At 71.9% G+C, this 24,755-nt stretch carries 28 protein-coding genes; 12 read left to right on the top strand and 16 right to left on the bottom strand.

The annotated features are described in order from the left end of the window. Nucleotides 1-29 precede the first annotated feature (29 nt). The 6 genes from ASD16_RS08495 to ASD16_RS08520 form a co-directional block, all read right to left on the bottom strand. Nucleotides 30-2,006 carry an ABC transporter ATP-binding protein gene (locus ASD16_RS08495; protein ID WP_055915364.1) on the bottom strand — a complete coding sequence of 659 codons (1,977 nt, stop codon included), beginning with the start codon at nt 2,004-2,006 and terminating at the stop codon, nt 30-32. Further along, nucleotides 2,003-3,748 (bottom strand): ABC transporter ATP-binding protein, encoded by a 1,746-nt coding sequence (locus ASD16_RS08500; RefSeq protein ID WP_055915368.1) that lies wholly within the window; start codon nt 3,746-3,748, stop codon nt 2,003-2,005. The genes ASD16_RS08495 and ASD16_RS08500 overlap by 4 nt, the downstream gene beginning before the upstream one ends. Beyond that, the gene (locus tag ASD16_RS08505) at nt 3,742-4,407 is read right to left on the bottom strand and encodes a TetR/AcrR family transcriptional regulator (protein ID WP_055915371.1); all 666 of its coding nucleotides are present in this window, start codon (nt 4,405-4,407) and stop codon (nt 3,742-3,744) included. Before ASD16_RS08505 ends, ASD16_RS08500 begins: the two co-directional genes overlap by 7 nt. Nucleotides 4,408-4,507: 100 nt before the next feature. Then, a complete protein-coding gene (locus tag ASD16_RS08510; RefSeq protein ID WP_055915374.1) occupies nt 4,508-5,668 on the bottom strand; it encodes an SPFH domain-containing protein in 1,161 nt (386 codons plus the stop codon). A 58-nt stretch (nt 5,669-5,726) separates the two neighbouring features. After that, a complete protein-coding gene (locus tag ASD16_RS08515; protein ID WP_055915379.1) occupies nt 5,727-6,161 on the bottom strand; it encodes an NfeD family protein in 435 nt (144 codons plus the stop codon). Between the two features lie 91 nt (nt 6,162-6,252). Then, complete coding sequence (locus ASD16_RS08520) at nt 6,253-7,047, bottom strand: ABC transporter ATP-binding protein (protein ID WP_055915381.1); 795 nt, start codon at nt 7,045-7,047, stop codon at nt 6,253-6,255. A 77-nt stretch (nt 7,048-7,124) separates the two neighbouring features. Here ASD16_RS08520 and ASD16_RS08525 point away from each other — a divergent pair, with 77 nt between their 5' ends. Next, nucleotides 7,125-7,913, top strand: a complete 789-nt coding sequence (locus ASD16_RS08525) for a hypothetical protein (protein ID WP_055915930.1) — start codon at nt 7,125-7,127, stop codon at nt 7,911-7,913. Here ASD16_RS08525 and glgA read toward each other — a convergent pair. Continuing rightward, nucleotides 7,910-9,142 (bottom strand): glycogen synthase, encoded by a 1,233-nt coding sequence (gene glgA, locus ASD16_RS08530; RefSeq protein ID WP_055915385.1) that lies wholly within the window; start codon nt 9,140-9,142, stop codon nt 7,910-7,912. The two genes, ASD16_RS08525 and glgA, sit on opposite strands and share 4 nt — an antisense overlap. A 113-nt stretch (nt 9,143-9,255) precedes the next feature. Here glgA and glgC point away from each other — a divergent pair, with 113 nt between their 5' ends. Genes glgC through ASD16_RS08545 form a run of 3 tightly spaced genes read left to right on the top strand, consistent with a single transcriptional unit; the run spans nt 9,256 to nt 12,269 of the window. Then, the gene (gene glgC, locus ASD16_RS08535; RefSeq protein ID WP_055915388.1) at nt 9,256-10,497 is read left to right on the top strand and encodes a glucose-1-phosphate adenylyltransferase; all 1,242 of its coding nucleotides are present in this window, start codon (nt 9,256-9,258) and stop codon (nt 10,495-10,497) included. A 45-nt stretch (nt 10,498-10,542) separates the two neighbouring features. Continuing rightward, nucleotides 10,543-11,187: a phosphoserine phosphatase SerB gene (gene serB, locus ASD16_RS08540; RefSeq protein ID WP_255356336.1), complete on the top strand. Its 645-nt coding sequence runs from the start codon at nt 10,543-10,545 to the stop codon at nt 11,185-11,187. Next, nucleotides 11,184-12,269, top strand: a complete 1,086-nt coding sequence (locus ASD16_RS08545) for a DUF4037 domain-containing protein (protein ID WP_055915391.1) — start codon at nt 11,184-11,186, stop codon at nt 12,267-12,269. Before serB ends, ASD16_RS08545 begins: the two co-directional genes overlap by 4 nt. Here the strand turns inward: ASD16_RS08545 and ASD16_RS08550 are convergent. The 3 genes from ASD16_RS08550 to ASD16_RS08560 are packed head-to-tail and all read right to left on the bottom strand — an operon-like array spanning nt 12,263 to nt 14,368. Then, nucleotides 12,263-12,781: a histidine phosphatase family protein gene (locus tag ASD16_RS08550; protein ID WP_055915394.1), complete on the bottom strand. Its 519-nt coding sequence runs from the start codon at nt 12,779-12,781 to the stop codon at nt 12,263-12,265. The two genes, ASD16_RS08545 and ASD16_RS08550, sit on opposite strands and share 7 nt — an antisense overlap. A 46-nt stretch (nt 12,782-12,827) precedes the next feature. Further along, nucleotides 12,828-13,598 carry an enoyl-ACP reductase FabI gene (fabI, locus tag ASD16_RS08555; protein WP_055915397.1) on the bottom strand — a complete coding sequence of 257 codons (771 nt, stop codon included), beginning with the start codon at nt 13,596-13,598 and terminating at the stop codon, nt 12,828-12,830. 38 nt (nt 13,599-13,636) lie between these two features. Next, complete coding sequence (locus ASD16_RS08560; RefSeq protein ID WP_055915400.1) at nt 13,637-14,368, bottom strand: beta-ketoacyl-ACP reductase; 732 nt, start codon at nt 14,366-14,368, stop codon at nt 13,637-13,639. 133 nt (nt 14,369-14,501) lie between these two features. Here ASD16_RS08560 and ASD16_RS08565 point away from each other — a divergent pair, with 133 nt between their 5' ends. Genes ASD16_RS08565 through ASD16_RS08575 form a run of 3 tightly spaced genes read left to right on the top strand, consistent with a single transcriptional unit; the run spans nt 14,502 to nt 16,062 of the window. Continuing rightward, a complete protein-coding gene (locus ASD16_RS08565) occupies nt 14,502-14,873 on the top strand; it encodes a DUF3099 domain-containing protein (RefSeq protein ID WP_055915935.1) in 372 nt (123 codons plus the stop codon). Then, entirely contained in the window at nt 14,870-15,112 is a 243-nt protein-coding gene (locus ASD16_RS08570) for a hypothetical protein (RefSeq protein ID WP_055915403.1), read from the top strand. The genes ASD16_RS08565 and ASD16_RS08570 overlap by 4 nt, the downstream gene beginning before the upstream one ends. Beyond that, a complete protein-coding gene (locus ASD16_RS08575) occupies nt 15,109-16,062 on the top strand; it encodes an SURF1 family protein (protein WP_055915406.1) in 954 nt (317 codons plus the stop codon). Before ASD16_RS08570 ends, ASD16_RS08575 begins: the two co-directional genes overlap by 4 nt. Here ASD16_RS08575 and abc-f read toward each other — a convergent pair. Continuing rightward, nucleotides 16,059-17,657 carry a ribosomal protection-like ABC-F family protein gene (abc-f, locus tag ASD16_RS08580; protein ID WP_055915410.1) on the bottom strand — a complete coding sequence of 533 codons (1,599 nt, stop codon included), beginning with the start codon at nt 17,655-17,657 and terminating at the stop codon, nt 16,059-16,061. The two genes, ASD16_RS08575 and abc-f, sit on opposite strands and share 4 nt — an antisense overlap. A 162-nt stretch (nt 17,658-17,819) precedes the next feature. Here abc-f and ASD16_RS08585 point away from each other — a divergent pair, with 162 nt between their 5' ends. From ASD16_RS08585 to ASD16_RS08605, 5 genes are all read left to right on the top strand, one after another. Next, complete coding sequence (locus ASD16_RS08585) at nt 17,820-18,521, top strand: biotin transporter BioY (RefSeq protein ID WP_055915412.1); 702 nt, start codon at nt 17,820-17,822, stop codon at nt 18,519-18,521. A 5-nt stretch (nt 18,522-18,526) separates the two neighbouring features. Beyond that, the gene (locus ASD16_RS08590) at nt 18,527-19,240 is read left to right on the top strand and encodes an energy-coupling factor ABC transporter ATP-binding protein (protein ID WP_055915415.1); all 714 of its coding nucleotides are present in this window, start codon (nt 18,527-18,529) and stop codon (nt 19,238-19,240) included. Continuing rightward, nucleotides 19,237-19,869 carry an energy-coupling factor transporter transmembrane protein EcfT gene (locus ASD16_RS08595; protein WP_055915419.1) on the top strand — a complete coding sequence of 211 codons (633 nt, stop codon included), beginning with the start codon at nt 19,237-19,239 and terminating at the stop codon, nt 19,867-19,869. Before ASD16_RS08590 ends, ASD16_RS08595 begins: the two co-directional genes overlap by 4 nt. Before the next feature lie 43 nt (nt 19,870-19,912). Beyond that, nucleotides 19,913-20,779: a neutral zinc metallopeptidase gene (locus tag ASD16_RS08600; protein ID WP_055915420.1), complete on the top strand. Its 867-nt coding sequence runs from the start codon at nt 19,913-19,915 to the stop codon at nt 20,777-20,779. Between the two features lie 77 nt (nt 20,780-20,856). Beyond that, entirely contained in the window at nt 20,857-21,120 is a 264-nt protein-coding gene (locus ASD16_RS08605) for a hypothetical protein (protein ID WP_055915423.1), read from the top strand. Between the two features lie 19 nt (nt 21,121-21,139). Here ASD16_RS08605 and ASD16_RS08610 read toward each other — a convergent pair whose 3' ends face one another. The 5 genes from ASD16_RS08610 to sufC form a co-directional block, all read right to left on the bottom strand. Continuing rightward, nucleotides 21,140-21,685, bottom strand: a complete 546-nt coding sequence (locus tag ASD16_RS08610) for a hypothetical protein (RefSeq protein WP_055915426.1) — start codon at nt 21,683-21,685, stop codon at nt 21,140-21,142. Nucleotides 21,686-21,838: 153 nt separating this feature from the next. Beyond that, nucleotides 21,839-22,168: a metal-sulfur cluster assembly factor gene (locus ASD16_RS08615; protein ID WP_055915430.1), complete on the bottom strand. Its 330-nt coding sequence runs from the start codon at nt 22,166-22,168 to the stop codon at nt 21,839-21,841. Further along, nucleotides 22,165-22,644 (bottom strand): Fe-S cluster assembly sulfur transfer protein SufU, encoded by a 480-nt coding sequence (gene sufU / locus ASD16_RS08620; protein WP_055915432.1) that lies wholly within the window; start codon nt 22,642-22,644, stop codon nt 22,165-22,167. The genes ASD16_RS08615 and sufU overlap by 4 nt, the downstream gene beginning before the upstream one ends. Then, nucleotides 22,641-23,951, bottom strand: coding sequence for a SufS family cysteine desulfurase (locus ASD16_RS08625; protein WP_055915434.1), 1,311 nt, complete (start codon nt 23,949-23,951; stop codon nt 22,641-22,643). The genes sufU and ASD16_RS08625 overlap by 4 nt, the downstream gene beginning before the upstream one ends. A gap of 10 nt (nt 23,952-23,961) precedes the next feature. Further along, on the bottom strand, nt 23,962-24,726 hold the full coding sequence (sufC, locus tag ASD16_RS08630; protein WP_055915436.1) for a Fe-S cluster assembly ATPase SufC: 765 nt from the start codon (nt 24,724-24,726) through the stop codon (nt 23,962-23,964). Between the last annotated feature and the right edge of the window lie 29 nt (nt 24,727-24,755).

A 24,755-nucleotide genomic window follows, 5' to 3' on the forward strand; every position in this document is an offset into this window, starting at 1 on the left:
GGCCGACAGTACGGCGCCGATCTGCCGGGTCAGTCCACCGGCGCGACCGCCGCGGCGAACTGGCTGGCGTACAGCCGCGCGTACGCGCCGCCCGCGGCGAGCAGCTCGTCGTGCGACCCCTGCTCCACGATCGCGCCGTCCTCCATGACCAGGATCGTGTCGGCGTCACGGATGGTGGACAGCCGGTGGGCGATGACGAACGACGTCCGGCCGTGGCGCAGCGCGTTCATGGCGTGCTGGACCAGGACCTCGGTGCGGGTGTCCACCGACGACGTCGCCTCGTCGAGGATGAGGATGGCCGGGTCGGCCAGGAACGCGCGGGCGATGGTGAGCAGCTGCTTCTCCCCCGCCGAGACGTTGGCGCCCTCGTCGTCGACCACGGTGTCGTAGCCGTCGGGCAGGGTGCGCACGAACCGGTCGACGTGCGTGGCCTCCGCGGCGGCGACGATCTCCTCCTGCGTCGCGCCGGTCGCGCCGTAGGCGATGTTCTCCGCCAGCGTGCCGCCGAACAGCCAGGTGTCCTGCAGCACCATCCCCATCTGGGAGCGCAGCGCGTCCCGCGTGAGGTCGCGGGTGTCGATGCCGTCGAGGGTGATCCGGCCGCCGTCGACCTCGTAGAACCGCATGAGCAGGTTCACCAGCGTCGTCTTGCCGGCACCCGTGGGCCCGACGATCGCGATCGTCTGGCCCGGCTCCGCCACGAGCGACAGGTCCTGGATCAGCGGCTTGTCGGGCGAGTAGCTGAAGGCCACGTGCTCGAACGCCACGCGTCCGCGCGTGGGCTGGACCGGCGGGGTCGCGTCGACCGGGTCGGGCGACTGCTCGTCGGCGTCGAGGAGCTCGAACACGCGCTCCACCGACGCGACGCCGGACTGCAGCAGGTTGGCCATCGACGCGATCTGCGTGATCGGCTGCGTGAACTGCCGGCTGTACTGGATGAACGCCTGCACGTCGCCCAGCGTCATCGTCCCGGACGCCACGCGCAGCCCACCGACGACCGCGACGATGACGTAGTTGAGGTTGGCGACGAAGCCGAGCGCCGGCTGGATGATCCCGGAGATGAACTGCGCCCGGAAGCTGGAGTCGTAGAGCTTCTCGTTGCGCTCCGCGAACACCTCGGCCGCCTCGGCCTGACGACCGAAGACGGTCACCAGCGAGTGGCCGGTGTACATCTCCTCGATGTGGGCGTTGAGCTTGCCGGTCCACGCCCACTGCTCCATGAACTGCGGCCGCGAGCGCTTGGCGATGGCCCCGGCGATGGCGATGGACAGCGGGACGGTGACCAGCGCGATCACCGCGAGCAGCGGCGAGATGACGAACATCATCACCAGCACGCCGACCACCGTGAGCACGGAGGTGATGAGCTGCGAGAGCGTCTGCTGGAGGGTCTGCGCGACGTTGTCGATGTCGTTGGTGACGCGGCTGAGCAGCTCGCCGCGCGGCTGGGAGTCGATGTACTTCAGCGGCAGCCGCGACAGCTTCGCCTCGACGTCCTGCCGCATCGCGTAGACGGTCCGCTGCACGACGACGGCGGTGAGCCGCCCCTGCAGCCAGCCGAACAGGAACGACCCCACGTAGATCGCCAGCACGATCATCAGCAGCTGCCAGAGCTGGTCGAAGTCGATCCCCACCCCGGGGACCGCACCGCTGCCGGCGACGACGTCCGCGAACGTGTCCTGCCCGGCGGCCCGCAGCGCCGTGACGGCCTGGTCCGTGGTGGTGCCGGCCGGGAACGCCTCGCCCAGCTGGGTGCCGATGACGCCGTCGAAGATGATGTTCGTCGCGTCGCCCAGGAGCTTCGGCCCGATCACGGCGAGCACGACCGACGCGATCGCGAGCACGACGATGAGGGCCATCGGCGCCCTCTCCGAACGCATCTCGCGCAGGAACCGCTTGGCGGACCCGCGGAAGTTCATCGACTTCTCGCCGGGCATGCCCATGTTCATCATCGGGCCGGGGCCACGACGGGCCGCCGCCGGAGGAAGCCGCCGGGTCTCGGTGCTCATGCTGCCTCCTCCACGCTGACCTGCGAGTACACGATCTCCTGGTAGGTCTCCGAGGACGCCAGCAGCTCGGCGTGCGTCCCGACGCCGACCACCAGGCCGTCCTCCATCACGACGATGCTGTCGGCGTGCCGGATGGTGGCCACGCGTTGCGCGATGACCAGCACGGTCGCCTCCCGTGTCTCCGGGGCCAGCGCCGCGCGCAGCCGCGAGTCGGTCGCGTAGTCGAGAGCCGAGAACGAGTCGTCGAAGAGGTAGATGTTCGGCCGCCTGACCAGCGCCCTCGCGATGGCCAGACGTTGGCGCTGGCCGCCGGACACGTTGGTGCCACCCTGCGCGATCGGCGCGTCCAGACCCTCGTCGAGCGCCTCGACGAAGTCCCGTGCCTGGGCCACCTCGAGCGCGTGCCAGAGCTCCTCGTCGGTCGCACCCGTCCGCCCGTACTCGAGGTTGGACCGCACGGTGCCGGCGAACAGGTAGGGCTTCTGCGGGACGAGCCCGATCTGGCCCCACAGCTGGTCCGGGCTGAGGTGTCGCACGTCGACGCCGTCGATGAGGACCTCGCCGCCCGTCACGTCGAACAGCCGCGGGACGAGGTTGAGCAGGGTCGTCTTGCCCGCACCCGTCGAGCCGATGATCGCGGTCGTCCTCCCCGGCTCGGCCACCAGGTCGACGCCGTGCAGGACCGCCCGCTCCGCGCCCGGGTAGCGGAACTCCACCCCGCGCAGCTCCAGCAGGCCTGGTCGCGAGTCCGCTCCGGTCCGCAGCTGGGCGGGCTGGTCGGGCGGGACGACGGAGGTCCGGGTGTCCAGCACCTCACCGATGCGCTCGGAGGACACGACGGCCCTCGGGACCATGACGAACATCATCGTCGACATCATGACCGCCATGAGGATGTAGGCGATGTAGGAGAGGAACGCGGTGAGCTGACCGATCATCAGGGCGCCCGCGTCGATGCGCTGGGCACCGAACCACAGCACGGCCACCGTCGTCGCGTTCAGCACGAGCATGACCATGGGGAACATCAGCGCCATGAGCTTGCCCACCCGCAGCGAGGTGTCGTACAGGTCGGTGTTGGTGGCGGCGAACCGCTCGGACTCGCGGCGCTCGCGCACGAACGCGCGGACCACGCGCACGCCGGCGATCTGCTCGCGCAGCACCCGGTTGATGGCGTCGATCCGCTTCTGCATGGACCGGAAGTACGGGATCATCCGCGTCACGATCAGGCCGACGACGATGGCGAGCACCGGCACGGAGACCAGCAGCACGGCGGAGAGCCCGACGTCCTCGCGCATCGCCATGATGACGCCGCCGACCAGCAGGATCGGCGCCATGATCATCATGGTGAACGTCAGCAGCACCACCATCTGCACCTGCTGCACGTCGTTCGTCGTGCGCGTGATCAGCGTCGGCGCACCGAAGGTGGCGACCTCCTGCGCGGAGAACGTCTGCACGTGCCCGAACAGCCGCTTGCGCACGTCGCGCCCGAACGCCATCGCCGTCTTCGCGCCGAAGTAGACGGCCACCACGGCGGCGAGCACCTGCACGAGGCTGACGCCGAGCATGATGCCGCCGAGCCGCATGATCTCCGCGGTGTCGCCCTTCGCCACGCCGTCGTCGATGATCCGCGCGTTCAGGCTGGGCAGGAACAGCGTCGCGATCGTCTGCACCAGCTGCAGCACGATCACGGCGACGACGGCGCCCTGATAGGGCTTGAGGTGCTCCTTGAGCAGGGTGATCAGCACGGCCCGCTCCTTTCGTTCAGGACGCCGTGCAGGACGAGGTCGGCCAGCCGCTCGGGATCGGGCGGCGAGGTCTCGAGGCCGCGGCGCCGAGCGTCGACGGACCGCATGGTGGCGCCCATGAGCACCGTGGTGAGGAGGTCGATCACCTCGTCGAGGGGCAGCCGCAGCCGGTCGGCGTCGGGCTCCAGCAGCCAGGTGATGGTGGCGTTCACGGCCGCGGTGCCGGCCTGCTGACGTGTCCCCCACATCCGCATGGCTGCCTCGCGGTGCTCGGCGGTCGGCCCGGGCTCGAGCCGGCTGATCTCGTGCAGCAGCCCCATCCAGCGCATCGACTCGCCGACGCGCGCGAGGCCCTGCGCCAGGACGGCGGCCACGCGCTCGCGCAGCGGGAGCTCCCGGTCGATGGCCGCGAGCTCGGGCACCGAGTCCGCGGGGTCGACGGCTGCGAGCACCGCCTCCCGGACGAGCGTCACCTTGTCGGTGAACACCCGGAAGAGCGTGCCCTCCGCGACACCGGCGGCCTCGGCCAGCTCGCGGGAGGTGACGGCGGCGCCGCGCTCGAGCAGGACCGGGCGGACCGCGAGCAGGATCGCCGCGCGACGTTCGTCGGGCGGCAGCGGGGTGGCCCGGCCGCGAGCCGGACCGGCGATGGTCTCCATCCGCCGAATGTAACTGAGTGAGCACTCACTCCGTCCACCATGTTCGCTGTGAGCGAACATGGTGAAGGGCCGGATCCCTCGTCGGGGTCCGGCCCTTCGGTCAGGCGGGCGGGGCGTCCTCCGGCGGCGGCTCCGGCGACCGCGCCGGCACCGCTCCCCCACCGGGCCGCTGGCCCAGCTCCACGGACGGGTCGAACGGCAGCCCGCTGAGCGTGCCGGAGCTCGTCGCGTCCGCGGTCGCCGCCGCCGACTCGCGCCGCGCCTCGGCCAGCGCCTCCGCCGGGTCCGTCAGCGTCGTGGGCGGCAGGTCGTCACCCAGCGGTGACGTGCCGGCGGCTCGGCCGGAGTCCGGCACGCTGCCGTCGTCGGTGACCGGTCCGCCGAACCCCTTGGCGAACACGCCCAGCGCGCTGGTCAGCTCGGACGGCAGGAACCACATCTTGTTCGACGGGCTCGCCGCGATCTTCGGCAGCGTCTGCAGGTACTGGTACGCCAGCAGCTTCGGGTCGGCGTCACCGCGGTGCACCGCGTCGAAGACCTGCAGGATCGCGCGCGCCTCACCCTCGGCCGTCAGGATCGCCGCCTGGGCGCCACCCTCGGCCCGCAGGATCGCCGCCTGCTTCTCGCCCTCCGCCGTGAGGATCTGCGACTGCTTGAAGCCCTCGGCCGTGAGGATGGCCGCACGACGGTCACGCTCGGCGCGCATCTGCTGCTCCATCGAGCCCTTGATGCTGTCCGGCGGATCGATCGACTTGAGCTCGACGCGGTTCACGCGCACGCCCCAGCGCCCGGTCGCCTCGTCGAGCACGCCACGGAGCTGACCGTTGATCTGGTCACGGCTGGTCAGCGTCTGCTCGAGGTCCATCGACCCGACGACGTTGCGCAGGGTGGTCACCGTGAGCTGCTCGATGCCCTGGATGTAGTTGGCGATCTCGTAGACCGCCGACTTCGGCTCCGTCACCTGGAAGTAGATCACCGTGTCGATGCTCACCACGAGGTTGTCGGACGTGATCACCGGCTGCGGCGGGAACGACACCACCTGCTCGCGCAGGTCGACGCCGGCGCGCACGCGGTCGACGAACGGGATCAGCAGGTGCAGGCCGGCGTCCAGCGTGCGGGAGTAGCGCCCGAGGCGTTCGACGATGATCGCGACGGCCTGCGGGACGATCTTGACCGCCCGGACGAGCGCGATGACGACGAACAGCAGCACCAGTCCCAGCACGATGAAGAGGGCGATCTGCCCACCGTTCGGGTCGTCCATGGATCCTCCAGGAGTCGAGCGCGGGCGAGGTGCCCGCGCGACGTACGAGACGGTGGGGTCAGAGCCCGGGCACCGGTGCGACGACCGCCGTGGCGCCCTCGATCCGCGTCACGCGGACCTCCGTGCCGGGCGGGATCGTCTGGACGGCGTCCACCCGGGCGCTCCACACCTCACCGGCGAGCTTGACGCGACCACCCTCGCCGGTGACCGTCGAGACCACCACGGCCTCGCGGCCGACCAGCGCCGCGGCGTTGGTCTCCACCAGCGGCATCCGCGCGCGCAGGTGCCGCAGGAGCCACGGGCGCAGCGTGAAGAGCAGCAGCACCGAGGTCAGCGCGGCGACGATGAACTGCACCGGCACCGACGCGCCGAACAGGTAGGCGATTGCGCCGGCGATGGCTCCACCGGCGAACATCGCGAGCACGAGGTCGAGGGAGAGCATCTCGAGGATGCCCAGGACGAGCGCCGCACCGATCCACCACAGCCAGCCCATCGGGCCACTCCCTCGATCGAGCAGGCTCCGACGGCGGACCCTGCGGTCAACCGATCCTAGACGCTTTCTTTGCGAATCTGTGGGCAAACGCTCAGCCCTGGGCGGACGCCGCCCGAGCAGACCAGCGGCCGTCGGTGTGGTCCACCGTCAGCGGCAGGTCGAACGCCCCCGACAGGGTCTCGGCCGTGAGCACCTCGTCGATCGGACCCGCCGCGAACGCCTTCCCTTGGCGCAGCAGCAGGATGTGCGTGAAGCCGGGCGGGATCTCCTCGACGTGGTGCGTGACCAGCACCAGCACCGGTGACTTGTGGTCACCGGCGAGCTCCGCGAGCGCCGCGACGAGCTCCTCGCGACCGCCGAGGTCCAGTCCGGCGGCGGGCTCGTCGAGCAGCAACAGCTCCGGGTCCGTCATGAGCGACCGGGCGATCTGGACGCGCTTGCGCTCACCCTCGCTGAGGGTGCCGAAGTACCGGTCGGACAGGTGGGCCACGCCGAACGCAGCCAGCAGGTCGGTCGCACGTGACTCGTCGAGCGACTCGTACGCCTCCCGCCAGCGACCGGTGACGCCGTAGGCAGCCGTGAGCACGACGTCCCGCACCGTCTCCCCCGCCGGGATCCGGTCCGCCAGCGACGCGCTCGACAGGCCGATGCGCGGGCGCAGCTCGAAGACGTCGACGCGCCCCAGGCGCGAGCCCAGCAGGTCGGCCGTGCCGGTCGTGGGGTGCATCCGGCCGGACGCGACCTGCAGCAGGGTGGTCTTGCCGGCACCGTTGCGGCCGAGCACCACCCACCGCTCGCCGTCCCGGACCGTCCACGTCACCTCGTCCAGGATCGTCGTCGTTCCCCGGCGGATCGTCACGGCCTGCAGGTCGAGCACGTCGGTCATGGGCATGACCCTAACCGGCGATCCCGAGGCGGGCGGGCCGGTCGCCGGTGGGCTGGGTCACGTCCTACCGTGGTCCGGTGGACCTGACCCTCGAGCTGCCGCGCTCGGTGCTGCTCGCCCTGTGGCTGGCCGACGACACGACCGACCGCTCGGTCCTGGTCGGCGCCGTGCAGTCCGACGACGAGCCGCACTCGGTGCAGCGCCGGCCGGCGGCGGACGAGCCGCCGCGCGACGACGTGTCCGACGAGCCGCTCAGCACCCTGCTCGACGCCTGCGACGGGTCGCCCCGCGACGTCGCGACGGTCCTGCCCGTGCCGGGCGACCCGGGGGCGACGCCCGCGTCGGTCAGCTCGGCCGCGACCGACGCCGGCGAGGCGGTCCTGGTGCGGACGCCGCAGGCGTGTCTCGTGGCGGTGCCGGTGGTGCAGCGGTTCGGGTCCGCGCTGGAGCCGGGTCACCTGGTGACCTGGGAGCTGTCGGACGTACCCGACTGGCGGCACGCCGTGCACGCCCAGACGGGGTCCCTGCAGGACGCCGAGCGGGAGCTGCGCCACGGGCTGCTGCAGGCGACGGAGGCGCTCGTGAAGCTGGACATCGCGCGCTGGCGCCCCGACGCGGCCGAGGCGGTCGCCGCCCTGCGTGAGCTCGAGCTGCCCGCGTGGCGCCTGCCGGACTGGCTCGACGGGCGCCGCGTACGCGTGCTGGCCAGCGCGGCGCGGCTGCGGGCGATCGTCGCACTGGCCACGCAGGACGATGGCGCCGCGGTCAACCTGTGGCAGGCCGACCAACGGTCCACCGCGCTGCGCGAGGTCGACCGGATGGCCCGCCGCGCGATGGCCGCGGCGGCGTCACGGCTGACCGCCTAGCGTCCGGCGAGTGCCGCCCGGTAGACCTCGATCGTCCGCTCGGCGATCGCCTCCCACGTGAAGTGGTCCTCGACCCGCCGGCGCGAGGCCAGGCCCCACTGCGCGGTCCGGGCGGTGTTCCCGACCACGTCGGTGAGCGCATCGGCCAGGTCGTGGACGAACGCCTCGGGGTCGACCGGGGTGCCGGTGCCGTCCTGCAGCTGGTCGATCGGCACGAGCCGACCGGTCACGCCGTCGTCGATCACCTCCGGGATGCCGCCGGTGGCGGTCCCCACGACCGGGAGCCCGACCGCCATGGCCTCGAGGTTGACGATGCCGAGGGGCTCGTAGACCGAGGGGCACGCGAAGACCGTGCCGTGCATGAGGACCGCGATGAGCTCGTCGCGCGGGAGCATCTGCTCGATCCAGACCACGCCGGACCGCTTGGCGCGCAGCTGCTCGACCAGCCCCGTGACCTCGGCCATGATCTGCGGCGTGTCCGGCGCCCCGGCGCAGAGCACCACCTGGACGTCGGGCGGCAGCAGCTCGACCGCCCGCAGGAAGTAGGGCAGACCCTTCTGCCGGGTGATGCGGCCGACGAACACGACGCTCGGGCGGGACGGGTCGATGCCGAGCCGGCGCACGGTGGCCCCCGCGGCGGCCACGGCCTCGTCGCTGGTCGGGCGCTGCCACTGGTCGAGGTCGATGCCGTTGTGCACCACCTTGACCAGCGCCGGGTCGACCTTCGGGTAGGCCCGCAGGATGTCCTCGCGCATCCCGCCGCTGACCGCGATGACCGCGGCGGCACCCTCGTACGCGGTCTTCTCGGCCCAGCTGGACAGCGCGTAGCCGCCGCCCAGCTGCTCGGCCTTCCACGGGCGCAGGGGCTCGAGGCTGTGGGCGCTGACCACGTGCGGCAGCCCGTGCAGCAGGCCCGCCAGGTGGCCGCCGAGGTTGGCGTACCACGTGTGCGAGTGCACCAGGTCCGACGCGATCCCGTCGGCCCCGACCGCGCCCACCGCGTCGGCCATCTCCAGGTCGACCCCGAACGTCTGCAGCGCGGCGTTCGCTCCCGCGAGCTCGGTGGGCACCGAGTACCCGAGCACCCCCGGCGCGTCCCGCGGCCCGTCGAAGCAGTGCACGCGCACGTCGATGCTGCGCTCCAGCACGCGGGTCAGCCCCGCGACGTGGACGCCCGCCCCGCCGTAGACGTGCGGCGGGTACTCCCTGGTCAGCAGGTCGACACGCACTTCAACCATCCCCTCGCCGACCGGCACGGACGACCGGTTCTCCCGCCGACACGCTAGCGCCTGAGCGGCCGCACGCCTCGCTGGGACCGCGTCGGGGGCCTAGGGTCGTGCCCATGGCAGCGCCGCGCGTCCTCGCTATCGTCCTCGCAGGTGGGGAGGGCAAACGTCTGATGCCCCTCACCGCCGACCGTGCCAAGCCGGCGGTGCCCTTCGGGGGCCTGTACCGGCTGATCGACTTCGCCCTGTCGAACGTCATCAACTCGCGGTACCTGCACGTCATCGTGCTGACCCAGTACAAGTCGCACAGCCTCGACCGGCACGTGTCCAAGACGTGGCGCATGTCGCCGCTGCTGGGCAACTACGTGGCGGCCGTGCCGGCGCAGCAGCGCGTGGGCAAGCACTGGTACCTGGGCAGCGCCGACGCGATCTACCAGTGCCTGAACATCATCGAGGACGAGCGCCCCGACATCGTGGTCGTGGTCGGCGCCGACCACGTGTACCGCATGGACTTCTCCCAGATGGTCGACGCCCACATCGCCTCGGGCGCCGAGTTCACCGTCGCCGCGATCCGCCAGCCGATCGAGGAGGCCGACCAGTTCGGCGTCATCGAGGTCGACCCGACGGACCCCACGCGCATCAAGGCGTTCCTCGAGAAGCCGACCGACCCGGTGGGCCTGGCCGACTCCCCCGGCGAGATCCTCGCGTCGATGGGCAACTACGTCGCCAATGCGGACGCCCTCGTCGCCGCCGTGACCGCGGATGCGGAGAACGTCGGTTCGCGCCATGACATGGGTGGGGACATCGCTCCGTACTTCGTCGAGCGCGGCACCGCCGGCGTCTACGACTTCCTGCGCAACGACGTGCCCGGCTCCACCCCGCGCGACCGCGACTACTGGCGCGACGTCGGGACGATCGACGCGTTCTACGAGGCGAACATCGACCTGATCTCGATCGAGCCGGTGTTCAACCTCTACAACGACGAGTGGCCGCTCTACAGCGGGTACACGAGCCTCGCCCCCGCCAAGTTCATCCACGCGGGCGCGGGCAGGCTCGGCCACGCGGTCGACTCCGTCGTCTCCCCGGGTGTGCTGGTCTCCGGAGCGACCGTGTCCGGGTCGGTGCTCTCCCCGGGCGTCCGGCTGCACTCGTGGGCGCAGGTCACGGACTCGGTGCTGTTCGACGACGTCCACATCGGCCGGTACGCCCAGGTCCACCGGGCGATCATCGACAAGAACGTCGTCGTCCCGGAACGCGTCCGGATCGGCCTCGACCACGACCACGACCGCGCCCGTGGCTTCACCGTCACGGAGTCCGGCATCACGGTCGTCCCGAAGGGGACCGTCATCCCGGAGTGAACGGCCGCGACGCGCGCCGGTCCTGCGGCACTACCCTCACGTCCCGTGAGCACCTACGAGCCCCACCTCGTCGTCATGGACGTCGACTCGACGTTCATCACCGGTGAGGTCGTCGAGCTGCTCGCCGCGCACGCCGGCGCCGAGGTCCTGGTCACCGAGATCACCGAGCGGGCGATGCGCGGCGAGATCGACTTCGCTGCCTCGTTGCACGAGCGCGTCGCGACGCTCGCCGGCCTGCCGGAGTCCGTGCTGGCCGACGTGCTCGCCGCGGTGGAGCCGTCGCCGGGGGCCCGTGAGCTGGTCGCGGAGATGGGCGCCCGCGGATGGCCCGTCGGGCTCGTCTCGGGTGGGTTCATCGAGATCGTCCGTCCGCTGGCCGCGTCCTTCGGCATCACGCTGACCCGCGCGAACGCGCTCGAGGTCGTCGACGGTCACCTCACGGGCAAGGTCCGCGGCCCGGTGATCGACCGCGCAGCCAAGGCGGCGGTGCTGCGCGAGTACGCCGAGTCCGTCGGCATCCCGATGGAGCGCACGATCGCCATCGGCGACGGTGCCAACGACATCGACATGGTCGTCGCCGCCGGGTTCGGGATCGCGTTCAACGCCAAGCCGCTGCTGTGCGAGGCCGCCGACGCGGTGGTGCGCGACCGTCTCGACGCGGTCCTCGACCTGCCGGTCTTCTTGCCGTGACCGCGTTCGTGCCCGGCCTCGAGCTGGCGCGGATGCTCTACGACGTCGTCCGCCCGGTCCTGGCCGAGCGCGGGCTCGCGCACACCGCGGCGCTCGTCGGCCCCGGCTCGGACGTGCTGGGACTCGACGACGCGACGTCGACCGACCACGACTGGGGTCCGCGGCTGCAGGTGCTGCTGTCCCCCGCAGACCATGCCGAGCAGGCCACCGACCTGCACGAGGAGCTGCGCCACCGCCTCCCCACGCAGATCGGAGGCTGGACCAGCCGGGCGGCCCCGGCGGCGTCGGACGGCACCCGTGGTCTCGGCGACGGCACCGCGACCGGCCCGGTGGAGCACCGCGTCGAGATCCTCACGATCGACGACCTCCTGCGCCGGCTCCTCGGCCCGGTCGACCCGCGCGGTCCGATGACCGCCGCCGACTGGCTGGTCGTCCCGCAGCAGCGCCTGCTGTCGCTCACGGCGGGAGCCGTCCTCCACGACGACCTCGGGCTCGAGGCGGTCCGGGAGCGGTTGCGCTACTACCCGCACGATGTCTGGCTCTACCAGCAGGCTGCGGCGTGGACGGCGATCGGTCAGGACGAGCACCTGGCCCCACGCGCCGGGATGGCCGGCGACGACCTGGGGTCGCGCCTCGTCACCGCCCGCGTGTGCCGCACCGGCGTCCAGCTCGCGTTCCTCCAGGAGCGCCGGTACGCGCCCTACGACAAGTGGCTCGGCACCGCGCTCGCGCGGCTCGCGTCGACCGGGCCGTTGCGGTCGGCGCTGGCCGCCGTCCTCGCGGCGTCGGAGTCGGCGGAGCGGCAGCGCAGGCTCGGGGACGTGCTCGTCGAGCTCGTCCGACGGCACAACGCCCTCGGTCTGACCGCACCGGCGCCCGAGCGCACGTCGAGGTTCCACGGCCGCCCGTTCGACGTGGTCGACGGGGCGGCGATCGCCCTCCGGCTCACGCAGACCGTGACCGACCCCGAGGTCCGTCGTCTGGTCGAGCGACCGCTCGTCGGCGGGATCGACCTGGTCACGGCCAGCACGGACCTCGCCGGCGACGTCGGCCGGACCGAGGTCCTGCGCCGCCTCTACTGAGGGACGGCGAGCCTGCGCAGGCCGGCCGTCCCGGCGGCGAGCGTGTCCCAGGCACCCACCTCCAGCAGCGTCCAGCTGGCGGTCGGCACGCCGACCCGGACCCGGTCGAGCGTTGCCGGGTCGGAGTCCGGTCCGGCCAGCAGGACCGCCGCCTGCGACATCGTCGGCTCGTGGCCCACGACGAGCACCGTCCGCACGTCGGCGGGCACCGCCCGCACCAGCTCGACCAGGGCGCTCGACCCCGCGTAGTACAGGTCGTCGAGATACCGGACGTCGGGTTCGGTCCCGAGACCCGAGCGGACGAGGTCCCACGTCTGCCGGGTGCGCACGCTGCTCGAGCAGAGCACGAGGTCGGGTAGGAGGTCGTCCGCGGCCACGGCGGCGCCGACCTTCGCGGACTGCTTGCGACCGACGAGCGACAGCGGGCGCTGGATGTCCGGGAGCGACTCCGGGTGCTCCGCCTTCGCATGGCGCAGCAGCAGGAGTCGCCGGGGGCCGGTCTCGGACGTCACCGGCTCAGCGTCCCACTACCCTGCGGGCTCCGCCCAGGCGCGGGCGTCACAGCCCCATCGCGTGGTAGCCGCCGTCGACGTGCACGATCTCGCCGGTGGTCGCCGGGAACCAGTCGGACAGCAGCGCCGCGACCGCACGGGCCGTCGGCTCCGGGTCGAACGCGTCCCAGCCCAGCGGGGCACGCTCCGGCCAGCCGCCCTCCATGGCCTCGAAGCCGGGGATCGACTTGGCGGCCGTGGTGCGGATCGGCCCGGCGGAGACCAGGTTCACGCGGATGCCGTGCGGGCCGAGGTCGCGGGCCAGGTAGCGCGAGGTCGACTCGAAGGCCGCCTTCGCGACACCCATCCAGTCGTAGACCGGCCACGCGTAGCGGGCGTCGAACGTGAGGCCGACGATCGCGCCGCCGGAGCTCAGCAGCGGCTGCGTGGCGACCGCGAGCGACTTCAGCGAGTACGCGCTGACCTGCAGCGCGGTCGCGACGTCGTCCCACTCGCCGGCCAGGAAGTTGCCGCCCATGACGGACTGCGGCGCGAAGCCGATGGAGTGCACGACACCGTCGAGCGAGTCGAAGCCCGCCTCGCGCACCCGGTCCGCGAGCGCCGCCAGGTCGTCGCCGTCGGTGACGTCGAGCTGGAGGACGGTCGCCTCCTTCGGGAGACGACGCGAGATCGCCTGCGTCAGCCGGAACTGGCGGCCGAACGAGGTGAGGAGCACCTCGGCGCCCTCCTGCTGCGCGAGCCGTGCCACGTGGAAGGCGATGGAGCCGTCCGTGAGGACGCCGGTGACGAGGAGCTTCTTGCCGTCGAGCAGACCCATGAGTGTTCCGTTCTGTGTGTCGCCGTACGAAGTCAGTGTCAGTGGCCCATGCCGAGGCCGCCGTCGACGGGGATGACCGCCCCCGAGATGTAGCCCGCCGCGTCCGACGCGACGAACTCCACGACGCCGGCCACCTCGTCGGGCAGAGCGAACCGGCCGAGCGGGATGGACTCGCGGTACGCCTTCTGCTTGTCCTCGGGCAGCGCGCGCGTCATGTCGGTGTCGATGAACCCGGGTGCGACGACGTTCGCGGTGATCGCGCGTCCGCCGAGCTCGCGGGTGATCGAGCGGGCCATGCCGACGAGCGCCGACTTGGAGGCCGCGTAGTTGACCTGGCCGGCCGACCCGTACAGGCCAACGACCGAGGAGATGAAGATGATGCGTCCGCGGCGCAGCCGGATCATGCCCTTGCTGGCGCGGCGGGCGCAGCGGAAGGCGCCGGTGAGGTTGACGTCGAGGACCTCGGAGAACTCCTCGTCGGTCATCCGCATGAGCAGCTGGTCGCGCGTGACGCCCGCGTTGGCGACGAGCACCTCGACCGGGCCGTGCTCGGCCTCGATCTGCGCGAACGCCGCGTCGACGCTGGCCGTGTCGCGCACGTCGCCGACCACGCCGAGGACCCCGTCCGGCAGGTCGCCGGAGCGGTAGATCGTCGCGACCTTGTCGCCGTTGGCCACGAACCGCTCGGCGATGGCACGCCCGATGCCGCGGTTGGCACCCGTCACCAGGACGCTGCGTGGGCTCACTGTGTTGTCGGAAGTCTCAGGCACGGGACACGACGCTATCCGACGTTTCCGGTGCGTAGCGGCAGGGTCCGCGCCCATGTTCGTCGCGCCGCGTTGTGGGACCCGGACAACACCGGCCCTCAGCGCCACCACAGCCGAGCCGGACTAGAATCACGTGGTGAGCACCATCCGTCGGCGTCCGGACCTCCCCTCGGAGGAGGTCCACAGCATCACCAGCGCACCCGAGCCGCTCACCGACGACCTGGCCCGTCGCCAGAAGCGCTACCTGATCCAGATGGGCATCCGCATCATCTGCTTCGCCGGTGCGGTGCTGTCCTGGGGCCGGATCCCGATGTGGGCGTCCCTGGTGCTCATCATCGCAGCGGTCGTGCTCCCGTACTCCGCGGTGCTGTTCGCCAACGCGGGCCGCGAGCGCCGCGACTCGGACGGGTCGTTCATGACGGCGCGCGAGATCGGTCCCGGCACGGGCGCGCCCCGCGGGCTGTCGTCGTCAGATCGCCCGACCGACGAGCCGGACGGTCGCACGTGAGCCTGTTCGGCCCTGTCCCCGATGCCGTCGACGAGCTCATCTGCAGCAGCCGCGGCTGCCGGGCCGAAGCCACGTACGGTCTGCTCTGGAACAACCCGAAGCTGCACACCCCGGACCGGCGCAAGGTCTGGCTGGCGTGCGACGAGCACCGGGAGCACCTGAGCCAGTTCCTCGACGTGCGCGGGTTCCTGCAGAGCGTGGTCCCCGCGGCGGATCTCGAGTCCGCGCCCCGGTCATGAGCCCCGCGGCTCGCCGCGCCACGGGTCTGGTCCTCGTCGGCGTCGCCCTCGCGGTCGTCTGCACGTTCCTGGGGTTCTGGCAGTGGGGTCGGCACGTGTGGCGCGACGGCGCGATCGCCGTGGTGGAGACCAACTGGTCCGCCGAACCGGTGCCGTTGGACACGGTCCTGCCGACCTCGGACGCGCCGCTGACGGACGACGACCTGTGGCAGCGTGTGACCGTCGTCGGGCACTACGCGAGCGACGGCACGGTCCTCCTGCGCAACCGGCCCGTCAACGGCACCCCCGCGTACCACGTGCTGGTGCCGTTCGTGGTCGAGGACGCGTCCGCCGGGGAAGCCGCCGACCCGACGCAGGCAGGCAGCGTGCTCGTCGTCGACCGGGGCTGGGTCCCGCCGGGGTCCGACGGAAGCGTCGATGTCACCCCGCCGGCCGCGCCGGAGGGCACGATCACGCTCACCGCGCGCCTGCGCCACGACGAGCCGGCGTCGAACCGCGACGCCCCCGCGGGGCAGGTCCAGGCGATCTCCGCCGAGCAGGTCCTGGCCGCCGGCGGTGTCGAGGGCGACACCTACGAGGCGTACGTCGCGATGACCGCGGAGGACCCGTCGGTCGAACCGGTCCCCGGCACCCTCGCCCTGCCGAGCACGGACCCCGGGTCGCACCTGTCGTACGCGTTCCAGTGGTGGACCTTCGCCCTCGGCGGCCTCGTCGCGTTCAGCCTGGCCGCCCGCCGGGAGCTGCAGGACGGGCGCACCGCTGGAGAGGCCGACGTGCCCGCGCCTGCGGCACCACCCGTGACGGTGGACGGCGTCGAGCTGTGGCCGACCCGGGACACGCCACGACCCCGCCCGTCGGCCCCCGACGTCCCGCGACGCCGCGGGGGTCGCGACGAGGACGCGGAGGACGCGCTCATCGACGCCCAGCTGGGCGAGCAGGACAGCCGTTAGGCCAGGGCGATGAGGTCCAGGTACGCCGGGCTCCACAGGTCCTCGTCGCCGTCGGGCAGCAGCAGCACCCGCTCCGGGTCGAGCGCCGCCACGGCACCCTCGTCGTGCGACACGAGGACCACCGCGCCCGCGTAGCCGCGCAGGGCCGCGAGGATCTCCTCGCGCGACGCCGGGTCGAGGTTGTTCGTCGGCTCGTCGAGCAGCAGCACGTTGGCGCTGGACACGACGAGCGACGCGAGCGCGAGGCGCGTCTTCTCGCCCCCGGACAGCACGCGCGCGGGCTTGTCGGCGTCGTCCCCCGAGAAGAGGAACGACCCCAGGACGGAGCGCACCTGGGTCTCGGTGAGGTCGGGCGCGGAGGACTTGAGGTTCTCGACGACCGTCCGCTCCAGGTCGAGGGTCTCGTGCTCCTGCGCGTAGTACCCGAGCTTGAGACCGTGCCCCGGGCGGACCTCGCCCGTGTCGGACTTCTCGACGCCGCCCAGGATGCGCAGCAGGGTGGTCTTGCCGGCGCCGTTGAGGCCGAGCACCACGACCTTGCTCCCCCGGTCGATCGCCAGGTCGACGTCCGTGAAGACCTCCTGCGACCCGTAGGTCTTGGACAGCCCGGCGGCGGTCAGCGGGGTCTTGCCGCAGGCGGCGGGCTCGGGGAACCGCAGTCGCGCGACCTTGTCGGACGCGCGGACGTCCTCGAGCCCGGACAGCAGACGCTCGGCGCGACGCGCCATGTTCTGCGCGGCGACCGTCTTGGTGGCCTTGGCACGCATCTTGTCGGCCTGCGCCATCAGGGCGGAGGCCTTCTTCTCGGCGTTGGCCCGCTCGCGGCGGCGGCGCTTCTCGTCGGTCTCGCGCTGCTGCAGGTACGCGTCCCAGCCGAGGGCGTACTGGTCGAGCTGCGAGCGGTTGGCGTCCAGGTGGAACACCTTGTTCACGACCGCACGCAGCAGGTCGGCGTCGTGGGAGATCACGATGAGCCCGCCCGAGTACGTCTTCAGGTAGTCGCGCAGCCACAGGATCGAGTCGGCGTCGAGGTGGTTCGTCGGCTCGTCGAGGAGGAGCGTCTCCACACCGGAGAACAGGATGCGGGCGAGCTCGACCCGGCGGCGCTGACCACCCGAGAGGGTCCCGATGGTCTGCCCGAGCACGCGCTCGTCGAGGCCGAGGTTCGACGCGATGCGGTGCGCCTCGCTCTCGGCGGCGTACCCGCCGGCCGCGTTGAACCGGGAGTCGAGCCGGGAGTAGCGGTCCATCGCCTTCTCGCGGACGGCGTCGTCCTCGCTGGCCATCGCCGTCTCGGTGGCGCGCATGGCACGCACGACCTCGTCGAGGCCGCGGGCCGACAGCACCCGGTCCATGGCGAGCTGCTCCAGGTCACCCGTGCGAGGGTCCTGCGGCAGGTAGCCGACATCGCCCGAGCGGACGATCTGACCGCCCGTGGGCTGCGTCTCCCCCGCCAGGGTCTTGGTGAGAGTGGTCTTGCCGGCGCCGTTGCGACCGACCAGACCGATCCGGTCGCCGCCCGCGATGCGGAACGACGACTCCTCGAGCAGCACGCGTGCGCCGATGCGCAGCTCGACAGCCTGGGCAGTGATCACTTGACGGTTTCCTCCGAGTTCGCCGCGCTGGCATTGGCCGCGGGCACAAACGCCAGCAAGTCTACTTCCGGCTAGCGTGGCGTTCGGTCGAGCGGGTCCGACGATGCACCCTCCGCCCAGCGGTAACTCCCGCGCACTCGCCACGACGATCAAGGGGTAGCCATGACCAGCGCACCTGACAACGAGACCGCCGCCGCACCCGCCGTCGCACTTCCCGCACCGATCGCCCGCTCGTCCGTCACCACGGACGTCGCGCTCATCTCGACGTTCGCCGCCTTCATCGCGGTGTGCGCGATCCTGCCCGGCATCCCGACCCCGTCGGGCGTGCCGATCACTCTCCAGACGTTCGCGGTGATCCTGGCCGGCCTGGTCCTCGGCTGGCGCCGCGGCGGGCTAGCCGCGCTGCTCTACGTGGTGCTCGGGCTGGCCGGGCTGCCCATCTTCTCTGGCGGCGTCGGCGGGGTCGCGGTCCTCGCCGGACCGTCCGTCGGGTACCTCCTCGCGTTCCCCTTCGCCGCCGCGCTCGCGGGGGTCCTGGCCGGGTGGGCGCTGCGCACCGCCGAGCGGCTGCGGTCGTCGTCCCTCGCCGACCGGCTCACCGCCCGGTACGGCGACGGCGTCGGGCGCGCCCCGTCGGCCTGGCGGTACCCGCTCCTGGTCGTGGCCGGCCTGGGCGCCAGCTTCCTGACGATCCACCCGGCCGGCATCGTCGGGCTCATGGTGCGTCTCGGCATCACCCTGCCTGAGGCCTTCGCCATCGACGTCGTGTACTGGACCGGGGACGTCCTGAAGAACCTCGCCGCCGCCGCCGTCGCCGTCGCCGTCTTCAAGGCGTTCCCCGACATGCTGCGCTCGCGCCGCTGACCTCGATGATCGCGCTCGACGACGTCCTCGTCACGGCCTACAGCCCCGACCCGGCCGGTGGCGCGGACCGCGTCGTCCGGCTGCTCGGGCCGGTGACCCTCGAGCTCGTCGAGCACCGGGTCGCGATCGTCGGCGCCAACGGGTCGGGCAAGTCGACCCTCGCCCGGCTGCTCAACGGCCTCGTCCTGCCGTCGTCCGGGACCGTCCGTGTGAACGGTCTGGACACCGCGCGGGACGGGGCCGCGGTCCGCCGCACGGTCGGGTTCATGTTCACCGACCCCGACGCCCAGCTCGTCATGCCGACGCCGGTCGAGGACGTCGCGCTGTCCCTGCGCCGCCTGCCGATGACCCCGGCGGAGCGGGACGTCGCCGCCCGGGCAGCGCTGGACCGGTTCGGTCTGGCCGACCGGGCGGAGGTTCCCGTGCACGCCCTGTCCGGGGGCCAGCGGCAGCTGCTCGCGTTGGCGTCGGTGCTCGCGACCGAGCCGGCGATCCTCGTGTGCGACGAGCCGACGACTCTCCTCGATCTGCGGTGGCGAGGCGTGGTCGACGCGCTCCTCGCGGACCTGGACCAGCAGGTCGTCGTCGTGACGCACGACCTCGACGCCGCCCTGCAGGCCGACCGCGTGCTCGTCGTCGACGACGGCTCCCTCGTGTTCGACGGCGACTCCGCGCAGGCTGTCGCCCACTACCGCGCGCTGATGCAGGTGCGCGCGTGAGCGGCCCGATCCGGCCGCCATGGGCAGGTCCGCTCGGCCTGTACCACCCCGGCACGACCGTCATACACCGCGCGCCCGCCGGCCTCAAGCTCGCGTTCCTGGCCATGTTCGCGATCGCCGTGGTCGCCGTCCGCGGCCCGGCGTCCGCGCTGGCGTTCCTCGGCATCGCCCTGCTGGCCCAGCTCGTGGCCCGCATCCCGTGGCACCGCACCACCCGCGGTCTGGTCCCCGCACTCGTCACCGCCGCTCTGATCGGCGCCTACCAGTGGTGGGCGCGCGGGTGGGCGACCGCCCTGGAGGTCTCCGTCGACCTCGTCGCGCTCGTCCTGCTCGGCGCCGTCGTCACGGCTACCACGCGCGCGGACACCCTGCTCGACGCCCTCGCCCGGCTGGCCCGACCGCTGCGGCACGTCGGCCTGTCCCCCGATGTCGTCGCGCTGTCGGTCGGCCTGTTCCTGCGCACCATCCCGGTCCTGGCGCGGATGTCGCTGGAGACCCGTGACGCCGCCCGCGCCCGGGGGCTCGACCGCGAGCCGCGCGCGATCCTCGTGCCTGCCGCCGTGCGGATGGTCGCGCACGCCCGGGCCACCGGCGACGCCCTCGCGGCCCGGGGACTGGGCGAAAACTGACGTTCGACGCGCGCGCACGCCGCCGCGCCGCTACGGTTCCCCGGTGACATTCCAGGAGGGTGGCAGCTTCGGCGGTGGCCGCGTCCGCAAGGGCGGCGGCGGCAAGGTCGCGGCCGGCGGCGGTGCCGTCGGACTGCTCGTCCTCGCGATCTACCTGTTCACCGGTGTCGACCTCTCCGGCAGCACCGGGGCGGTCCAGGACCCCGGAGGCCAGACCAGCGAGACCGTCGGCGCGTGCACCGCGGAGCAGGCGAACACGGACCGCAACTGCCTCTACAGCGCGACCCTCGACTCGCTCGACACGTACTGGAGCGCGACCCTGTCGGCTGCCGGCGGTCAGTTCAGCCAGCCGGACGCCGTGACGTTCACGGACGCCGTGGCCACCGGCTGCGGCAACGCGTCGAGCTCCACAGGTCCGTTCTACTGCCCGCCCGACGCCACGATCTACGTCGACGTCTCGTTCTTCGACCAGCTCGCCCAGCTCGGCGCCGAGGACGGCCCGCTGGCCGAGCAGTACGTCATCGCCCACGAGTACGGCCACCACATCCAGAACATCACCGGCGTCATGGACCAGGCGAACCGCCAGGGCACAGGCGCGGACTCCGACTCGGTGCGGGTGGAGCTGCAGGCCGACTGCTACGCCGGCATGTGGGCCGGGGCGGCCGCGAGCACCGTGGACCCGGACACCGGGGTGACCTACCTCGAGCCGATCACCCAGGAGCAGCTCCAGAACGCGCTCGCCGCAGCGGCCGCTGTCGGGGACGACAACATCCAGGAGCAGTCCGGCGGCAGCGTGAACCAGGACTCGTGGACGCACGGCTCCAGCGAGCAGCGTGAGCGCTGGTTCACCACCGGCTACGAACAGGGCACCCTCGAGGCCTGCGACACGTTCGCCACCGACCAGCTCTGATCGCGCGTCGTCACGCAGCAGGCGACCGCCGGTAGAGTCACGCCCCGATCTCGACCACACGACGATGGGGCGGACCCGTGCACTTCAGCCGACGCGCGAAGGTCTGGCTCGCCGTCGGGTACGGGCTGTTCATCGCCGGCTTCATGGGCGTGGCGCACTGGCAGGGCTGGACGGCCCTGACCGACGGTCCCCGGCCGATGGGCATCTGGATCCCCGCCGTGGTCTACGTGATGGTCGTCCTGGCGATCGGGTTCCTCCGAGAGGCACCACAGCGCGGCGGTCCCGGGACGATCCAGGTCGATCGACCGGCCCCCTCCCCGACCGACGACCCGACGCCGTAGGGCCGCCGCCCGACCTCGACTACCGGGCCGCCCGGATCCGGGCTCGCGCTGCCTTCGCCGCTCTGCGCGACGCCACTGCGCCCGACCAGCTGCGGCAGGACTCGATGTCCGCGATGACGCCAGTCGACTCCAGGGCCAGGATCCTGAGCCGTTGGGCATAGCCGTACTGCTCGAAGGTCTGTGACACGGCCCGGACCCACCAGCGCGGCGGCTTCTCCGGTGCCAGCTCCCCGAGCGTCCCGCCGACGTCCGAGGGGCCGAGGCCGAGCAGGTAGGTGAGGAAGCGTCCGCGATAGGTGTACAGGGTGGTCGGACCACCGAAGAGGTCTGTGGTGACCAGCAGGACGCTGCTCCACCGACGCACGACGAGTCGCCTGTGGTCGAACGTCGAGGTGACGCTCGCCTGGAAGACGCCCGACAGCGCGTAGTCGTGACGAGTCCCGTCCTCTGTCACCGCCGTGATGTGCGTCGGCGTGACCGTGACGGACGTCGGTCCGAAGCGTTCGCGGCCGACGTAGAAGACCCCGTCGTCCGCATGCGCGAACAGCGAGCTGGCTGAGGGCATGGCCGTCCTTCGTGGTGCCTCGAGACTGGGCAGCACTGTAGTGAGAGTCGGCCCGGACAGTCGCGCGCCGCCCCTGTCCGTTGGAGCACCGCCGTCCGGCGCAGGCGAAGGCCCTGGTCAGCGTGCTGACCAGGGCCTTCGGGACGGGTTGCCTCAGATGTTGAAGCCGAGGGCGCGCATCTGCTCGCGGCCGTCGGGCGTGATCTTCTCCGGGCCCCACGGCGGCATCCACACCCAGTTGATGCGGAAGCCGTCGACGATGCCGTCAAGGGCGGACGCCGACTGGTCCTCGATGACGTCGGTCAGCGGGCAGGCCGCGGACGTCAGAGTCATGTCGATGATCGCGGTGTTCGTCTGGTCGATGACGACGCCGTAGATCAGGCCGAGGTCGACGACGTTGATGCCGAGCTCGGGGTCGATGACGTCGCGGAGGGCTTCCTCGACGTCGGCCACCGTGGTCGGTGCGGGTGTGTCCGTGCTCATGAGCTCTCCCGTGCGCCGGTCTTGATGAGTGCGTCGGTCAGCGCCGCCCAGCCGAGCAGGGCGCACTTGATCCGCGCGGGGTACTTGGCGACGCCCGTGAAGGCGGTCGCGTCGCCGAGGGTCTCCTCGGCGTCGTCGTCGAGGCCCGCGCCGCGCGTCTGCATGAGCGCGCGGAACGTGCCGCCGATCTCGTCGACGGTGGCGAGGTCGTTGCCGACCACCAGGTCGTGCAGGACCGAGACGGAGGCCTGCGAGATGCTGCAGCCCTGCCCGTCCCAGCGCACGTCACGGACGACACCTGTCTCGTCGAGATCGACCTGGAGGGTCACCTCGTCGCCGCACGTGGGGTTCACCTGGTGCGACTCCCCGGTGTGCAGGTGCAGGTCACCGGCCACGCCCAGTCCCTTGCCGTGCGGGAACTTCGCGTGGTCGAGGATGACCTGCTGGTACAGCTGCTCCATCGATCCCGTGCTCATGACACCTCCAGACCGAAGAACGCCCGGACCCCCGTCAGTGCTTCCCGGAAGACCTCGATCTCCTCGTCGGTCGTGTAGACCGCGGCGCTGGCGCGCGTGGTCGACGCTACGCCGAACCGGCGGTGCAGCGGCTGCGCGCAGTGGTGGCCCACCCGCACGGCCACGCCGGCGTCGTCGAGCACCTGGCCCACGTCGTGCGCGTGCACGCCGTCGACGACGAACGAGACGGTCGCGAGGCGGTCACGGGTGTCGGTCGGGCCGATCACCCGGACCCCGGGCACCGACGCGACCGCGTCGAGCAGCAGCCCGGCGAGGTGCGCCTCGTGCGCGGCGACCGCGTCCATGCCGAGCTCGTGGAGGTACGACGCCGCGGCGCCCATCCCGACGGCCTGCGACACCATCTGCGTGCCGGCCTCGAACCGCTGCGGCGGCGGCGCGTAGGTCGTCGACTCCATGGTGACGACCTCGACCATCGACCCGCCGGTGGTCACCGGAGGCATGGCCTCGAGCAGCTCGCGCCGCCCGTACAGCGCCCCGACGCCCGTGGGGCCGAGCATCTTGTGCCCCGAGAACGCTGCGAAGTCGACGCCCAGGGCAGTCAGGTCCACCGGGAGGTGCGGGACCGACTGGCAGGCGTCCAGCACCGTCAGAGCACCCACTGCGCGGGCCCGCTCGACGAATGCGGACACCGGCGTGATGGCGCCGGTCACGTTGGACGCGTGCGTGAACGCGAGCACCTTGGTGCGGTCCGTGACGACCGTGTCCAGCTCGTCGACGCGGATGCGCCCGTCGTCGTCCACGCCGAGCCACCGCAAGGACGCCCCCGTGCGGATCGCGAGCTCCTGCCACGGCACGAGGTTCGCGTGGTGCTCCGCCTCGGTCACGACGATCTCGTCACCGGGGCCGAGGGCGAACTGCCGAGCGGCCGCTCCCCCGCGCCCGAGCGACGCGTTCGACATCGCGTACGCGACCAGGTTGATCCCGGCCGTCGCGTTCGACGTCCACACCAGCGACCCCGGTGACACCCCGACGAACGACGCGACCCGGTCCCGGGCGTCCTCGAACGCCTCGGTGGCCTCCTCGGCGAGCTGGTGCGCGCCTCGGTGCACGGCGGCGTTGCGCTGCGCGTAGAAGTCCTGCTCGGCGTCGAGGACGACCTCGGGCTTCTGCGAGGTGGCCCCCGAGTCGAGGTACACCAGCGGCCGCCCGCCGCGCAGGGTCCGTGCGAGCAGCGGGAAGTCCGCGCGCACGGCCGCGAGCTCGGTCGCGTCGAGCGTCCGTGCCGGGGTGTCGAGGGTGCTGGTCACGAGAGGCCTCTCAGAGAACCGTCGTGCTCGTCAGGAAGCGGTCGTAGCCCTCGTTCTCGAGGCGGTCGGCCAGCTCCGGCCCGCCCTCCTCGGCGATCTTGCCGTCGACGAAGACGTGCACGAAGTCCGGCGTGATGTACCGCAGGATGCGCGTGTAGTGCGTGATGAGCAGGACGCCCACGTCGCCGCCGGCCTTGACGCGGTTCACGCCCTCGGACACGACGCGCAGCGCGTCGACGTCGAGGCCGGAGTCCGTCTCGTCGAGGATCGCGAAGCGCGGCTTGAGGAGCTCCATCTGGAGGATCTCGTGGCGCTTCTTCTCGCCGCCGGAGAAGCCCTCGTTGACCGAGCGCTCGGCGAACGTCGGGTCCATGCGCAGGTTGTCCATGGCGGTGCGGACATCCTTGACCCACGAGCGCAGCGGCGGCGCGGAACCGTCGATGGCCGTCTTGGCGGTGCGCAGGAAGTTCGACACGCTGACGCCGGGGACCTCGACCGGGTACTGCATGGCGAGGAAGAGACCCGCACGGGCGCGCTCGTCGACGGTCAGGGCGAGGACGTCCTGGCCGTCGAGCGTCACGGAGCCCGAGGTGATCTGGTACTTCGGGTGGCCGGCCAGCGAGTAGGCCAGCGTCGACTTGCCGGAGCCGTTCGGGCCCATGATGGCGTGGGTCTCGCCGCTGGCGACGGTCAGGTCGACGCCGCGCAGGATGGGCTTGGCGCCCTCCTTCGTCTCGACGCTGACGTGCAGGTCGCGGATCTCCAGGGTGGACATGCTGTTCCTTCCAGGGCAGTTCAGAGAGT

It is taken from the genome of Cellulomonas sp. Root485 (assembly GCF_001426705.1).
GTDB lineage: Bacteria > Actinomycetota > Actinomycetes > Actinomycetales > Cellulomonadaceae > Cellulomonas.